Genomic DNA, 16,033 nt, shown 5'->3' on the forward strand with positions numbered 1-16,033 from the left:
ACATTCACGCAAGTTTCACAAGATTCTGAACGATTTTTCCGTCGCCCCCTTTGGTTTCGAGCAATGTCCCTATATTTGCGCACTTTTTTCGGAGGGTATGCTTCAAGGCATCATGCCGAAAATAAAGATTCGTAAAAACATTTTTCGCAAATTACTACATCGAAAGTATGCAAGGCAAAGGCGTTGTCCGATTCTTCCTCATTGCGCTGACCTTAGTGTGTCTGTACCAGTTCTCGCTGACCATTCCGACCAACAATATCGAGAAGGCGGCAGAACGCTATGCTGATGACTGTTCCAAAAACGAAGCCGTCACTTGGCGTCAATGCTACGCTGGCTACCTGGATTCTCTTTCCTCCGAACCGGTATTCAGCATTCCACTGATTAAAAAATTCACCTACGCTGACCTGAAGAAAAGCCAGCTGGCGCTTGGCCTCGACCTCAAAGGCGGCATGAGCGTGCTGCTGCAAGTGGATTTGAACGACTTTTTGAAAAGCCTTGCGCAAAACACAAGCGACCCCGCATTTGCGCAGGCACTCAGCAAGGCAGACGAACAGCTTCGCACACAGCAAGGCGATTTCATTAGCATGTTTGCCCAAGCATGGAAAGAAAGCAGCGGCGGCAAGCCACTTGCCTCTATCTTCGCCCGAAACGAGGCGCTCAAAGGGCAAATCAACTTCGAGTCGCCCGATGCCGATGTGGTGCGCGTCATTCGTGAGCTCGCCAACAACACGGTGAAAGAAACCTACAACCGCCTCAAACAGCGGATTGACAAATTGGGCGTGGTGCAACCCAACGTCAGCCTCGACGCTGCCCGCGACTTGATTTTGGTGGAATTGCCCGGCATTGACAACCCCCAGCGTGCCCGCGAAATGTTGCAACGCTCCGCAAAGCTCGAGTTTTGGGAAACATATCGCCTCACCGACGACAACCTCCAGCAACGCTTCATAGATGCCGACCTTAAACTGCGCAGGCTGCTTTCCGGCGACACTACCAATCAAGTGGGCGCACGCAAGGACACCTTATATGTGTATCCAACTGGCGCGGATGGCCAACCAGATTCGTCGCAGACACCTGAAATGCGCATCGTGGACGCTCCTCCCTCTTCGCAGGAAGGCGGCGGCCCCTTGCTCTCGTTGCTGACTTTGGGAAGCAACACCACGGGTGCCGTGTTGGGCTATGCCGACAAAAACAAAATCTCGACCATTGACAGACACCTCCAACGTCCCGAAATCAAACAACTGTTCCCCGCCAGCCTTGAGTTTCGGTGGAGCCAGAAAGCGGAAGAGGACAAGGGGTTTGGCAGCACCACCATCGGCAAATACGAGCTGTATGGCATTCGGAAAGTCGGCAACGACGACAAGCCCCGTTTGGATGGTTCCGTAGTGACCCGCGCAAGCGAACAACCCGACCCCAGCAGTGGCGAGGTCACTGTCAGCTTGGCCATGAACAACGACGGAGCGCGTATTTGGGCAGACATGACGACCAGAGCGGCCAACGCTGGCAACCGCGAAATCGCCATCGTCCTTGATGACGAAGTGGTGAGCGCCCCTCGTGTCATCAACCCTATTACGGGTGGCAACTCCTCCATTACAGGCAATTTCACGGTAGAGGAAGCGAAAGACTTGGCCAACATTCTCCAAGTGGGCAAGTTGCCCGCAGGCACCCGCATCGTGCAAGAAAGTCAGGTAGGCCCCTCTTTGGGTGCTGACAATATCAATAAGTCCTTGATAACGATGTTGTTGTCGGTGGCTTTGCTCTGCGTCTTCATGATAGCCTACTACAACAAAGGAGGCATCGTGAGTGTCATCGCGTTGTTGGCCAACCTGTTCTTCATCATCGGCACTTTGGCCTCCATGGGTACGGTACTGACCCTTCCGGGCATTGCCGGTATCGTGCTGACATTGGCCACTGCTGTGGATGCAAACGTCATCATCTACGAGCGTATTCGAGAAGAACTGCGGGCGGGGCTGACAATGGCCAAAGCCGTGGCAACTGGCTTCTCGCGCGCGCTGCCCGCCATCATCGACGCCAACGCCACCACCCTGCTCACTGCCTTTGTCTTGATGTATTTTGGTCTCGGCCCCATCAAAGGGTTCGGCACGGTGCTTATCGTGGGTATTTTTAGCTCCATGTTCACCGCAGTCTTGGTAGGGCGCATGATTACCGATTGGTGGATAGAGCGCGGCAAAGACCTCGCTTACAGTTTCCCATGGTCGGAAAAGTGGCTGGTGGGCGCCAACTATGACTGGATTGGCAAACGCAAGTATGCGTATATGTTCTCCAGTGCCATCATCATCATTGGTATCATTTCGTTCATCATGCGCGGCTTCGAGTTGGGCGTTGATTTCAAGGGCGGTTTCTCCTACAACGTTCAGTTTGAACAGCCTGTGGAAATAGAACAATTGCGCGGCCCGCTCACGCAGGCGTTTGGTGGCAACCCCGTCATAAAGGCCGTCAATACGCAGAACACCTACAACATCACGACATCCTACCTCATCAATGACCAAAGCAAGGATGTGAACGACAGAGTGGTGGCCAAACTCCGGGAGGGGCTCGAAGCGGCTGGCATTCGGACCGACTCCAATTTCATCAAGACGGATGCAGCAGGCACGCACATTACTTCGTCCAGCCAAGTCGGGCCGACAGTGGCCGACGATATCCGCGACTCCTCTTTCAAGGCAGGCGCATGGGCATTGGCGCTCATTTTTCTTTACTTGCTCATTCGATTCCGCAAGTGGCAATTCTCGTTGGGCGCAGTCTTGGCTTTGTTGCACGACGTGCTTATCACGCTGACTTTCTTCACCTTGCTGCACGGTCTTGTGCCCTTCTCTCTGGAAATTGACCAAGCCATCATTGCCTGTATTCTGACGGTGATTGGTCTTTCGGTGAACGACACGGTGATTGTGTATGACCGAATCCGCGAATTCCTCGGCCTATATCCCGGCCGCCCGAAAGAAGAGGTGTTCAACAAAGCCATCAACACCACACTGAGCCGCACCATCATCACCTCAGGCACCATCTTTATCGTGGTGTTCTTGTTGTTCTTCTTTGGCGGCGGCGCTATCAAAGGCTTTGCGTTCGGTATCACGGTGGGCATTTTGTTCGGCACATACTCTTCCATTTTCGTCGCATCCTCTTTGGTGGTGGATTTGACAAAGGGTCAGGCACTCGAAGGCAAAGTGGTCGCTCCTGAGCCAAAGCCCGAAGACAAAGCCAAGCCTTCCAAGAAAGTTGCAAAGGCTTGATTATTTTGCCACTAAGTCGCAAAGGCCACGAAGGGCTGAAGAGCACTTTTTCTTCGAGGCTTTGTGGCAAACGCCAATTATACTTCAAATTTAAAAGGGAAAACGCGGCAAACACGAGAGCCATCCCAGCGTTACATGGGGTGGCTCTCGCTTTTTCAGGCAGAATGTGCCTACCTTACTTGTGGCATAGTTTATGCTAAATAAGGGACGGCGAAAGTTCACCATTCGTTTTTTCAATCCACACTCAACTATCGGTTTACACCTCCCCTCTCCCTCTGCGATGACGACCTATTTCATTCTTTTTCTTGCCCTCACCATCACTGCTTTCTACGGACTTTCTGACGACCGCCCTACGGATACAGAACCTTAGAACCCCCGCTTTTTCAAGACTTTATGCGATAAATCCGCACATCGTTGATGACAGGCGGCGCTTTGGCAGCCAAAATCGCAATCCTCACTTTGGAAGTTTTCACTTCTGGGAACACGAGGATTTTTCGCACGCCAATGGTGGTGGAGCTTGCCACTTCTCTCCAGCCCCCTTTTTCAAACACCTCCACTTTAAATGCTTCCACGCGCTGGCCATGTGTGCTGATTTTTTCTCGGAGCAGCAGCGTGTTGATTTTCCTTTTCTTTTTCAAATCAATTTCGAGAAAGGATTCGCCCGGCACGATTTCAAACTCGGCAAAAGTATTCTGGTTGACATCCGTCAGGCCGGCATCGAACCAATGGCGGCCATTGCCCAAACGGCAGGGGCGCCCCTCAGCCAGATTGTGACGGAAAGCCTCCCTCAATTTTTGTCCAAAAGCGACCAAAGATGCCGAGTCGCGCTCATGGATGCGCCCCCTCCGGTCGGGCGGCACATTGAGTATCAAATTTGCTCCTCTTCCTACTGATTTCAAATAGATATCCCAGAGTTGTTCCGGGGTCTTCACCTTATCATCTTCCTCGGGGTGGTAAAACCAGCCGGGGCGGATGCTCACATCGCACTCCGCAGGCAGCCAAAGCTGGCCGTTGACGTTGCCCTGATTGAGCGTGTCCTCCGGTGGCGCGCCCAAGCCACGTTGGAATCCAGCCGTATCGAGGGTGGCCCAGTTGGTCTCGGTCAAAATCAACCCTCGCTCGTTGCCAGCCCAGCGACAGCCGGGGCCGATGTCGCTAAATATCACCGCGTCGGGCTGCAATTGTGCGGCCACGCGCTCAAAACGGTGGAAATCGTATTCCTGCTTTTTGCCGTTTGGCCCTTCTCCATTCGCCCCGTCCCACCAAATCTCAAACAACTCGCCGTAGTTGGTCAGCAATTCAGTCAGCGTGTTGACATAGACATCATTGTATTCGGGAGTGCCGTATTGCGGGTGATTTCTGTCCCATGGGCTGAGATAGACTCCGAACTTGAGTCCGTGTCGGCGGCAGGCATCCGAGAGCTCGCGCAGCACGTCGCCCTTTCCGTCGCGCCATTTGCTCTCTCGAACCGTGTGCGTGGAATACTTTGATGGCCACAGACAAAATCCGTCGTGATGCTTGGCCGTGATAACGACCCCGCGAGCACCGGCTTGTTTGGCGATGCGGCACCATTGGTCGCAATCCAAGTCCGTCGGATTGAACACGTCTTCTGGCTCCGTTCCGTGCCCCCATTCGAGATTGGTAAATGTGTTTGGCCCAAAATGAAAAAAGAGGTAGAACTCCGTGTCGTGCCACGCGAGTTGGGCCGGCGTGGGCAGCGGAAGTGGAGGTTCAGAAATCTGCGAAAAAAGGAAAGTTGACAGATGCAGATAGCATAACAAGGCGAACAATCGGCTCATAAGATTGGGTAGTTGTTTTGAAAAATGCTTTTACTTCGCGGTGAAAGTACGCAATGAAATTTGTTTTTGGCAGCCCATCAAATCGCTCCACATACAATTACATTCTGAATTCAAACACCTTAGGACATAAGTGCTTCGCCAAAATTAAGCAAACCTATTTTTGATACAAACAATTGGCTCCCAATGCGTATGGCGGATTTGCAAATCCGCCATACTACTTACAATGAACACAAACAAAGATGAAAACATACTTGCCTCTGAATCTTTAAGTATTCATTGACGATTGATTGACTTTCTTTGCCCTGCATCATCCGAACATGAACAGCATCACTTCATTGGAATCCATCCTCCAAGCGCACCGACATTGTTTTGGGCACGCCCCCTCGCTCGTCGTCCGCGCTCCCGGTCGCATCAACCTCATCGGCGAACATACCGATTACAACGAAGGCTTCGTGCTGCCAGCCGCTATTGACAAGGCCGTATGGTTGGCGGTATCGCCACGCAGCGACGAGGCGCTTCACTTTCAGGCACTCGATTTCCAGGATTCATTTTCAGGCACTATCCGACACTTGCTAAAAACCGAGCAACATTGGCCCAACTATTTGCTCGGCACCTTTGATGAACTGTTGAAAGACGGACATACATTGGGAGGGGTGAATGCGACGCTTGGCGGCAACATACCCACTGGCGCAGGGCTTTCCAGTTCAGCGGCGGTGGAGAGCGGGATACTGTTTGCGCTCAACGAACTTTTTGGTCTCGGTCTAGACCGCCCTGCCCTCGCCCGGCTTGCCCAACGCGCCGAAAACAATTTCGTCGGCATGAACTGCGGCATCATGGATATGTTCGCCTCGCTCATGGGGCGGGCGAATCACGCCATAAAACTCGATTGTCGCAGCCTCGAGGCCGAGTACTTCCCTATCCGTATGCCCGACCATGCGCTCGTGCTTTGCGACTCTGGCGTAAAACACCAACTCGTGGATTCAGCGTACAATACCCGCCGAAGCGAATGTGAAGAAGGCGTGACAGCACTCTCAACTATTTTTCCAAACATCCGCAGCCTGCGCAACGTGACTCTGGCGATGCTTTTATCCGAAAAAAAACGCCTGCGCGATGGCGTGTTTCAACGCTGCAAATTTGTCATCGAGGAAAACACGCGGGTAATCTCAGCCTGCAACGCCCTAAAAAACAACGACTTGGAATTATTCGGCCACTTGCTATACCAGTCGCACGAAGGGTTGCAGCACGATTACGAGGTCACCTGCCCGGAAACCGATTTTTTGGTGGACGAAACACGCAGCGAAGCCGATGTGTTAGGTGCCCGACAGATGGGCGGCGGGTTCGGCGGTTGCACGCTCAACCTTGTCCGTCGAGATGCTGTTGTGGGTTTTCAAGAAAAAATACAGGTTTCCTATTTGAAACACTGGGGAAAAAACCTAAAATTTTACCCCGTCGAAATCACAGATGGCGTTGAAATGGTCTATTCCACGCCACTTATTCGGGAAGAGATATGAATGAGGTATTATTCAACACAGATTTTCCGCATCGGCGCTTCAATCCCCTCACGGGCGAATGGGTGCTTGTGTCGCCCCATCGAGCCAATCGCCCGTGGCAAGGCCAAGTGGAAAAACTGCCCGATACACGCCGCCTCGCACACGACCCATCGTGCTATCTCTGCCCCGGCAATATCAGGGCCAACGGTCAGCGAAATCCTCACTATACAGACGTTCACGCCTTTACGAATGATTTCTCTGCCTTGTTGGAGTCGCCTGCTCCCTCTTCCACCCCGCTCTTTGACACTCGCGAAGGGCTTTTGCGTGCCGCGCCCGAACGGGGCATCTGTCGGGTGGTTTGTTTTTCGCCGCGCCACGATTTGACCATCCCTGAAATGGATTTGCCAGCCATTCGCCGGGTTATTGATTTATGGCGACGGGAATACGCGGAATTAGGCTCCAAATCGTTCATCCGGTATGTGCAAATTTTTGAAAACAAAGGCGAAACAATGGGCTGCTCCAACCCACACCCGCACGGGCAGATTTGGGCACAGGCACACATCCCCAACGAACCCCTGAAAAAGCAACAGCACCAGGCGCGTTATTTCAGGAAACACGAGCGCACATTGTTGGAAGATTATTGGCGTCAGGAACTGAGTTTGGGCACGCGCATACTTTTTGAAAACCAGCACTTTGTCGCGCTGGTGCCCTATTGGGCGGTGTGGCCGTTCGAGGCGATGTTGGTACCCAAACGCGCCATGCCACGCATCACCGACATGAACGATGCCGAGTGCGAATCATTTGCAGAAGCATACAAACGGCTTACTGTTTGCTATGACAACCTGTTTGAGGTATCGTTCCCCTATTCGGCGGGGATTCATCAGGCTCCCACGGATGAGCACGCTCATCCGGCATGGCATTGGCACATGGTTTTTTATCCGCCCTTGCTGCGCTCGGCAACGGTCAAAAAATTCATGGTAGGCTACGAGATGCTGGCTGGACCTCAACGCGACATCAGCCCAGAAAAAGCGGCGGCGATTTTGCGCGAGCTGCCCAAAGAACACTACAAAGCCCGGAACCTGCGCCCGACTGCTCCATCCCCTTAGACTAACCGTCATTGCAAAACCGATTATCAACAAACACGAGTATCATACATGAACATTCTTGTCACCGGCGGAGCCGGATTCATTGGCTCGCATACCGTCGTCGCACTTGCCGAAGCCGGGTTCACCCCTATCATCCTCGACGATTTTTCCAATTCTGACCGCCGCGTCTTGCAGGGTTTGGAAAAAATTCTGAAACAACAACCCCGCTGCTATGCAGAAAACTGCCACGCTCCGTCCGTGTTGTCGCGGGTTTTTAGAGAGCAAAAAATTGATGGGGTGATACATTTCGCTGCTTTCAAGTCAGTGGGCGAATCCATGCAAGAGCCGTTGAAATACTACGACAACAACATCGGCTCGCTCATTGTGCTGCTCCAGACCATGCTCGAACATGGCATCCCCAACCTCATTTTTTCGTCCTCTGCCACCGTCTATGGCCAACCCAAAGTACTGCCCGTCACGGAAGACACCCCCGAACAGCCAGTTGCGTCCGTCTATGGTCACACCAAGTTGATTGGCGAGGAAATCCTGCGCGATGTGGCAGCCGCCCAAAAGCCGCTGAAAGCCATCTCGCTGCGCTACTTCAATCCCATTGGGGCGCACCCTTCCGCCCACATCGGGGAGCTGCCCTTAGGTGTGCCCAACAATTTGGTGCCTTTCATCACGCAGACGGCGGCCGGCATACGCCCGATGCTGACAGTGTTTGGTCAGGACTACCCAACCCCGGACGGTACTTGCTTGCGCGACTATATTCACGTCATGGACTTGGCCGAGGCGCACGTCGCCGCCATGCAGTATTTACTAAAACAAAATGAACCAACTATTTACGAGGTGTTCAACGTAGGCATGGGGCGAGGTGTCAGCGTGTTGGAATTGGTCAAAACCTTCGAGATGGTCAGCGGAAAGCCGCTCAACTATCGCATCGGCGAGCGCCGGCCGGGCGACGTGGCTGCCGTGTATGCCGACGTGAGCAAAATTCGGACACAATTGGATTGGTCGGCCAAAAGAGAAGTGGAAGAAGCATTGAGAGATGCTTGGCGGTGGCAGCAGTGTTTGTCGCAACATTAGGATGGGAAAACAAGCTGCCAGCAGGAAGCTATACCCAGATTAAAGAGGATTTTAGGATAGCCTTGATTGATTTTTATGATTTTCAAAGGATTGCGAGCGCCGTTTGTTCAAAACCATCTTGTCAGAACCTATTTTGAGGGCTTGGCCAGCCAAGTGAAGCGGACGGGGCTGATTTGCGTTGACCATAAGTGAGGGGGATGTAGGAGACAGCGGAGTTGTTGATGGAGTTGGGTTGGTTGAGGTAATGGTGGCGGGAGACCTCACGCGAGTGCGCTTGGTCAAAAGACACAAGCGAGGCAGAGGGTAACACCAAGCGAGGCTGAAATAGCCATTATTGCTCTCATTTATACCTCGCGCTGCTAGGTTTTGTGCATGGTCTAAACCGAAAATACGTTTACTTAACTTTCAAAGTTTAGTAAACGTCGCCAAGCGAATGCACAAAACCTGACGGCGCGAGGTATATTTCTAGTAGATTGTATTTTTTACCATGCTGAGGCTTTGTTGCATGGATAAATTAAATTTGGCGATAGCGCATTTTTGAAAAATCATTCTAAAAAAATGCTCGTTTCGATAAACAATTTCCACTCAAAAGGCTATTTTGCCAAAGGAATAATGTTCATGCAACAAAGCCCCATGCTGAAGACTTGATGGTGCGGTGCATTATAATAGAAAAAACCCAGAAACTTGTTTTTTTTTTTATTTCCTATAATTTTGCAGTATCAACATTTTTCATCATTTTTTAAAAACATTTCAAAATTATGAGAGCATTAAGAATTACCGTTATAGCTTTGTGTATGCTGAATATTATAGCGTACACCTTTCCTTCCTGTACTAAGGAGACTTCGAAGGCAATTCCAACTCCCGATGCAATTACCCTAGAAAAAATGGTGGTTAGTTACAACTCTGGAAAAGTGCTCGAACATGAAAAAGCAATTCTCACAGAGGGAGATATGACTATTATGACGCTACCCTCGAAAGAAGTCCTGTTTTTCCTTCGGAAAGACGGTGCTTCCACTAATGACATTTTTCTTGGGCAAGGTATCCAGTTATCATCAAGCGTTCAGAAGGAGTTGGGTCGTGTGACCGTTGCTTACCTCAGAGAAGCAATTGCCGTTCAAACTGAAGAAGGAGAAATTTATACTTTCACAATTGGAGAGGGAAAAGGACATGAAACAATCCAAAAAATAGCTTCTTCTTGGTCAGGAATTGGTTATGGATTATCATTTAGATGGAATAGGGACACAGGGCCTTCTGACTACAAGGGGTTGAATAGTGAAAAGGAACTTATGGTAAGAGCATCATCTTGCGTCTGCGTTGATGTGACTTCCACAAATCCGCCGAATTGCGAATCTGGAGGGGCTGGCTCTACGGCATGCTCCATTGGAGCCACATCCACAGACCCTGGATGCTCTGTTACATGTGGTAGCGCATACTATTCCTGTTGTAATCCTAACTAGTGCCACGCCTGATGAAGGAAAATTTGCCCCCCACCATTTCACGGGATATTGACCGGACGCGGTGATAGGTCGTAGCACTTGTAGACGGAGGGGTATCACCAGCCTCATGCTTTGGCTGATGACACCCCTTTGTCAGCACCACTATAAGTTGCTTTTAGGTCATCCTAATATATCCCAATTTGTTCGCCATGAGCAAATTGGGATATTTTTTGTGAAAACAAAAACTTAGATATACCTCGCGCCGCCAAGTTTTCAGCATGGTTGGAAGGATGAGATCACGTTTACTAAACTTCAAAAGTTTAGTAAACGTTACCCTAGACGATGCTGAAAACTTGGCGGCACGAGGTATAGAAGGCTGATTTCATTCTCATTTGAACAGTGTCTAACCCAAAATCGGTTTCACGGCCCTCTCTTCGCCTTATACCCTCTATCTAAGTTTTTGCGAAAAAGCAGCACTTTACTCTTTCACTACCTTCACCACTTTTGATTCGTTTTCTGTGCGCACCTGCACCATGTAAACACCGGAAGCGAGGCCGCTGAGGTCAAGCGGACGCATAAACCCGCCCATCGGGAAGCGCGTTTCCGATTGCTCGGAGCGAACACGTCGGCCCAAGTAGTCGAAAACCTCGACGGTGATGAACTGCTCGCGAGCCAGATGTATGTTCAACATGGCTGGGCCTGCGGTAGGGTTGGGCTGCACGCTCAACTCAAAGCCGCGCTGCGGCGCAGTCGGGTCGGTGCTGACGATGATTTCATTCGGCGGCAGCAAAATTTCATCCACCCACACGCGGTCTTGACCTTCGGACACGAACCCATCCTTTTCGTAGCTCCAAGTAAAAGTGTGGTAGCCGGGCGACACTGGAAATGAAACCTCCTCCCACGGCAGCAAACCGCTCCAGCGACCCATTTCCACGCCGTCTATGGAAAAGCGCAGGAAATCAAACTCTTGCTCGCAGTGCGTGCGTCGCGCAAAAGAGATGTTGCCATCCTCCGAAACTTTCAGCGACAGCTCCATCACCGATTTCTGATTGTGCGAGATGATGCCAGAGCGGGCGCTGTACAGCCCCGAGTAAGGGTTGGCCGAAGAAATCACCCAGGGCTTGTTGCCGCTCATCACCCAGTTGTAGGTGTTGAAATTGCTGCTTTCAAAAGTCTCCAGAATCGGGTTGATGATGAACGCACCAAAAGTGGCTTCTTTCCCGTAGTTGCCAGCCTCCAACTGATATTGGAAATGTGCCGGAACCACTTTGGGCGCATCGTTGAGCACGCTCACCTGAAAACTCGCCGCGCTCGAGCCATTCACCGCCGCGATAGGCCCTACCGAGGCCGTGCCATTCACGACGAGCCACGGGGAATTCGTGTTGAGGAAGCCGAGCGCGTTGGGGCTGACGCTGTTGCCCGTGTTTAGGTTGGTGATGATGATGGTGGCCGTCTCGCCGCTTTGCAGGTAGCCGTCGCCGTTGCCGCCTTGCGTGTCGTCTATTTTGATGGAGCCTATGGAAAGTTTGGGAGCATGCAACTTGACGGGCACCACCGTTTCAAAAACAGCGGTATCGTTGAATTTGACCTGCATGGTAAAGGTCACGACTTGGCCATCGTTCACGAAGTCATTGACTTTGAAGGAGAAAGCCGCCAATTTTTCCACCGAGGCATCCGGCCCAATATCGCCAAACGACTCCGAACCGTCGAGGATGACCACGTTCGCATCCGCCACGCTCAGGGTGGCCGAGGCGGATTGCGCCACTTCCACGCCAAGATTGGCCAACTTGACGTTCATCTTGATGGTCTCGCCATAATCAGCCAGTTGGTTGTTGTTGCCCGCCGCGTCGTCCAGCGCAACGGCCTGATTCACGACAAAGGCTCCGCTCGCGGGCGTGACGGTGAGTGTGCTTTGGTAAGGGATGTAATTGAACTGCGTGAGCGTGAGGGTCAAATCGCCCACGTTGTTCAAGGCCGGAAAACTCAGATTGGCCACGCCGTTTTCCACAGTAGCCACCGCGAGGGTCTGCCCCTGCCAGTAGAGGCTTGCCAATGCGCCTTCCACGGGAGAATACACCGCCAAATTGCTGGCACCGACAAATGCAGCGGGCTGATGCGACGCAGCCAAGACCTGTGGCAGTTTGGTGCGTGGCATGGTGGATGGCTCCGCGAATGGATTCCAAAAATCGGCCATCACCTCGCCGCCGTTGCCATAAGCCGCTATCATCAGCGCGTTGCCGTAGGCCAGCATGCCACAAATCGAAGGGCGGAGCGTGATGCCGTCGGCATCCACAAGATATTGATTCATGCCGTCCTGACCTTCCATTGGCGGCGACCAACTCTGAAAATCGCTGGAAAAGAAACCCGCGATGCCGCCCCAAGCCTCGCCTGTGGCAGGGTCGCCGGCGCGTTGCCACACCTCGCCAAGACATTCTCCGTTGGTAAAGTTGCCCGCGCAACAAGCCACCGCGATAAGCACCGGGTAGCGATGCGTGTTGCGCAGCATAGCCACCGCATCGTTGTTGAAATTGCCACTGACCAAGCCCTGTTCCCAGCCATGACCTGTGTAGTTGTAAAGGCTCACGCCCCGGCCATTCATCAAGCTCACCAACGACGTGTTCACCGGGTTGCCGGGTTTGTCGGCGGTTTCGTCACCGGGAGTTGGGGAGAAACTGCCTTGAGAGCCGTCATAGAATTCCCAGTATTTTTCGTAGCCATCGGCCAAGTGCTTGATTTTCCATTCGTTGCCGTGTTCCCAGTCGGCTTGCCCGTCATCGCCAAAGCCCGCGCCTTCGTTCGAACAGGAAGCCATGCCTGTGGCGCACCAATTTGCATCCACATCCACGAGGGGTGTTTTTTCATAGTTCAAATTGCGATTGACCATGATTCTCATGTCCTCGAGGTTTCTCGCGTGCAAGCGCCCCACCAGTACCTCCACGAAGTGGTCGTCGCCTTCCATATAGCCGAAACAGTTGTCGCAAGTGTAAAGCGTGCCACCACTGGGCCGCATCTGCGACTTGATGGCGTTCTCATCGCCTACCAGCAGCAGGTAAGTGATTCCTTCATTTTCGTAGTGGTTTTTGGTCACGTTGTAGATGGTCGCCGCCTCCGACGAGCCTATTTCCGAGAGGGGCATCACGATGGTGTGAATGCCCATTTGGCGTTTCCACACCAAAAGCGGCTCGAGTTCGGGCAGCAGTTCGTCTTTGGCGATGACGAGCATTTTTTCAGGCTCCGCAAAGCCGCTGCGCCCCTGCGTTCTTTCCTCGTAATTCAAAAACAATTTCCGATAGACCTGCTCAAAAGTGGGGCTTGCCCCCCGTGTCGGAGCAGACAACAATTCGTTTTCCCCTTGCCCGCCTTTGTAATGAACGCGCAGCGTGATTTTGGAGTAAACCCGCAATGTTTTCTGCACGGGGTTGTATTGCACGGGGTAAATCCACAGGGCTTGCCCGCGCACGTCGCGCATGACGAACGGCTGCTTCAAATCAGCCAGTTGGCCGGGAAAAAACGCATCTTGCTCATACACCTCCCCATATTTGTATGGGATGGAGTCGGGGTTCACATTGCGTTTCAAATCGCCCTTCGAGGGGGCTATTTCCACATTGGGGTAGTCGTTGTACTCGGTAGCCTGCACCTCTATGGCCATGTTGCCCGTCGCCGGAATCATCAGTGCGGTGGCAAATTTGGGCACATCGGGTTTGCCAAGTTGCAGCATCGGGGTGCCGTGAGGAATGGAGATGGTGTAGGCCTCGCCTTGTGGCGTGCCGACGGCGTGTTTGTCGGCACCGGTCAGCGTGAGCGTCAGCATCGTCTCGGTAGCCGATTTGGAAACGACGCGGACTTGTGTCTCGTTCACCACCTGAGCGACGACACCCGACAGCGAGAGGCAAGAAAGCAAGAAGGCAATCAAATTCTTCATGTTGGAAACTGTTTGCGAAAGCGAGCGAAATTTTAGTGAGTTGCTTGAGTTGTTTGAGGGGAGGCTATCTCAGAAGTCGGTGATTTGGCTGCTTGGTGATTTGTTTATTTAGTGATTTATACTTCGCGCCGTTAGGTTTTGGGCATAGCGGCAATCGCAATCTGTTCAAAATCAAGAACATCAATCACGTTAATCTAACAAATCCTAGCGAATCAAGGTATAAACCCATTTTTCGCATCATTTATACACCAATATTTTCTGAACGAGCCTCTCCTGCTTCAAATAATAAATGCCGGAAGGCCAAGTGCTGATGTCTATGCTCTGTTGCTCGCCCTGCCCCAGCGGACGCGACCACACCGCTTGGCCTGCATGATTGATGATGCTGGGCCAGCCGCCATCTCTGCCCTTGCCAGTGTTTTCAACAAATAAAACATCGAAGGCCGGGTTGGGAAAAACACGATAGCTCGGTTGCTTGGTCTCGGGAATGGATGTGGTGCCCGGCGTGTGAAGGCTGAAATACACATCGGCAAAATTGGTATCGTTGTCCTTTTCAAACACCCTGAACCAGAGCCACGCCGAGCCAGCGGTGACGCCGGGCTGCACGACGAGTTTCAGGTAGGGGCGAATGGTGTCGTGCACGGGATTCATGGTGCCGTTGGGCGGAATGCCCGCATAACAAAGGCCGTAGTCGCAAATATCAATCACCCAGCCCTCCGGCACGCTCACCTCGAAGCGGCGCCAGCGCAATTGCAGCGTGTCGCCAGAGGGATTGTCAAAATAAATAAAACATTCATTGGCCTGCTCAAAGGCGACTTCCTGCTCCAAAAGCGCCTCGGGGATGGGGTGGAACGTCTGGGCGGCGAGTGGAAACAAGCCACACAAAAAAAGGAGTAGAAAAACGGGGTGTTTCATGTAGCCGATATTTGCCGCAGCAAGGTAGCAAGGCTCTGACATTCAGCGGCATAGGAAAGTTGGTTTTTGGACAAATACGGACAGATTTCATCGGGAGCCGCTCAAGGTCTTCACCAGCGTCTCCATGTCCCACGCCGCTTCCACCGAGAAGCCGCCCGTGTCCGTGCGTCGCAGGCTGCTGAGGTAGGCCCCGCTGCCGACGGATTGACCAAAGTCGTGCGCCAAAGAGCGGATGTAGGTGCCCTTGCCACACACCACGCGAAAATCTACCTGCACGCCATCGGCATAGTCGGCGTGAAGCATGATTTTCCCAACGCTGGACGGCGCTCGGCGCTCGGCAGGCGGCACGGGGCGCAGCGGACCAATTTCAAACGACTCGATGCGAACGGGACGCTGGGGCAATTCCACCGTCTCGCCCGTGCGGGCGTTCTGGTAGAGCCGCCTGCCATCCACCTTCACGGCGGAGAACATGGGAGGCAACTGCATGATGTCGCCGACGAATTGCTTCGCCGCTTCTTGCAGCAGCGCGTCGTCAAGGTGCCCCGTCGGGAAAATGGCATCCACCGGTTTTTCCAAGTCGAAAGAAGCGGTGGTGCCCCCCAGCGTGAACGTGCCGGTGTATGCCTTTGGCATCGCCTGAAACGTCTCTATTTTTTTGGTGTATTCGCCCACGCACAGGATGAGCAGGCCCGTCGCCAAAGGGTCGAGGGTGCCGGCGTGACCGATTTTGAGTTTTCTTGTGCCAAGCCGCCGCGAGAGCGCCCAGCGCGCCTTGCCCACCACATCGAAGGAAGTCCACCCCAAAGGCTTGTCCACCAATATGACCATGCCTCTGGGAAAAGGCTCGGGGAAGGGTTGATTTTTTGACCATAGGTTCAGCATGGCGCAAAGTACCGCATCTTGAACGGAACAAAGTAGTCGAACACAATCAAACATGGGTAGAGCGAGCGCCCTTGTTGCCGTTGTTGGCGTCCCGCCAACAACACCTCGCGCATTTGTTGTTGCCGATGTTGGCGTCCTGCCAACAACACCTTGTTGCCGTTGTTGGCATCCTGCCA

9 protein-coding genes are annotated in these 16,033 nt (G+C 52.7%); 5 read left to right on the forward strand and 4 right to left on the reverse strand.

Going from position 1 to position 16,033, the window contains the following annotated elements; genetic code table 11:
- The first annotated feature begins 167 nt into the window (after positions 1-167).
- Positions 168-3,245, forward strand: a complete 3,078-nt coding sequence (secDF, locus tag KIS77_05185; protein ID MCW5921716.1) for a protein translocase subunit SecDF — start codon at positions 168-170, stop codon at positions 3,243-3,245.
- Positions 3,246-3,628: 383 nt separating this feature from the next.
- Here the strand turns inward: secDF and KIS77_05190 are convergent, their stop codons facing one another.
- Complete coding sequence (locus KIS77_05190) at positions 3,629-5,044, reverse strand: alpha-L-fucosidase (GenBank protein MCW5921717.1); 1,416 nt, start codon at positions 5,042-5,044, stop codon at positions 3,629-3,631.
- A gap of 317 nt (positions 5,045-5,361) precedes the next feature.
- Here KIS77_05190 and galK point away from each other — a divergent pair, with 317 nt between their 5' ends.
- From galK to KIS77_05210, 4 genes are all read left to right on the forward strand, one after another.
- Positions 5,362-6,555 carry a galactokinase gene (galK, locus tag KIS77_05195; GenBank protein MCW5921718.1) on the forward strand — a complete coding sequence of 398 codons (1,194 nt, stop codon included), beginning with the start codon at positions 5,362-5,364 and terminating at the stop codon, positions 6,553-6,555.
- Positions 6,552-7,640 carry a UDP-glucose--hexose-1-phosphate uridylyltransferase gene (locus KIS77_05200; protein ID MCW5921719.1) on the forward strand — a complete coding sequence of 363 codons (1,089 nt, stop codon included), beginning with the start codon at positions 6,552-6,554 and terminating at the stop codon, positions 7,638-7,640. The genes galK and KIS77_05200 overlap by 4 nt, the downstream gene beginning before the upstream one ends.
- Before the next feature lie 48 nt (positions 7,641-7,688).
- A complete protein-coding gene (gene galE / locus KIS77_05205; protein ID MCW5921720.1) occupies positions 7,689-8,705 on the forward strand; it encodes a UDP-glucose 4-epimerase GalE in 1,017 nt (338 codons plus the stop codon).
- Between the two features lie 758 nt (positions 8,706-9,463).
- Positions 9,464-10,162 carry a hypothetical protein gene (locus tag KIS77_05210; protein MCW5921721.1) on the forward strand — a complete coding sequence of 233 codons (699 nt, stop codon included), beginning with the start codon at positions 9,464-9,466 and terminating at the stop codon, positions 10,160-10,162.
- Positions 10,163-10,619: 457 nt separating this feature from the next.
- On the opposite strand, the gene KIS77_05215 is transcribed toward KIS77_05210, so the two are convergent.
- From KIS77_05215 to truB, 3 genes are all read right to left on the reverse strand, one after another.
- Positions 10,620-14,063, reverse strand: a complete 3,444-nt coding sequence (locus tag KIS77_05215; protein ID MCW5921722.1) for a T9SS type A sorting domain-containing protein — start codon at positions 14,061-14,063, stop codon at positions 10,620-10,622.
- 237 nt (positions 14,064-14,300) lie between these two features.
- On the reverse strand, positions 14,301-14,975 hold the full coding sequence (locus KIS77_05220) for a T9SS type A sorting domain-containing protein (protein ID MCW5921723.1): 675 nt from the start codon (positions 14,973-14,975) through the stop codon (positions 14,301-14,303).
- A gap of 87 nt (positions 14,976-15,062) precedes the next feature.
- Entirely contained in the window at positions 15,063-15,857 is a 795-nt protein-coding gene (gene truB, locus KIS77_05225) for a tRNA pseudouridine(55) synthase TruB (GenBank protein MCW5921724.1), read from the reverse strand.
- Between the last annotated feature and the right edge of the window lie 176 nt (positions 15,858-16,033).

The sequence above is a fragment of the Saprospiraceae bacterium genome (assembly GCA_026129545.1).
GTDB lineage: Bacteria > Bacteroidota > Bacteroidia > Chitinophagales > Saprospiraceae > M3007.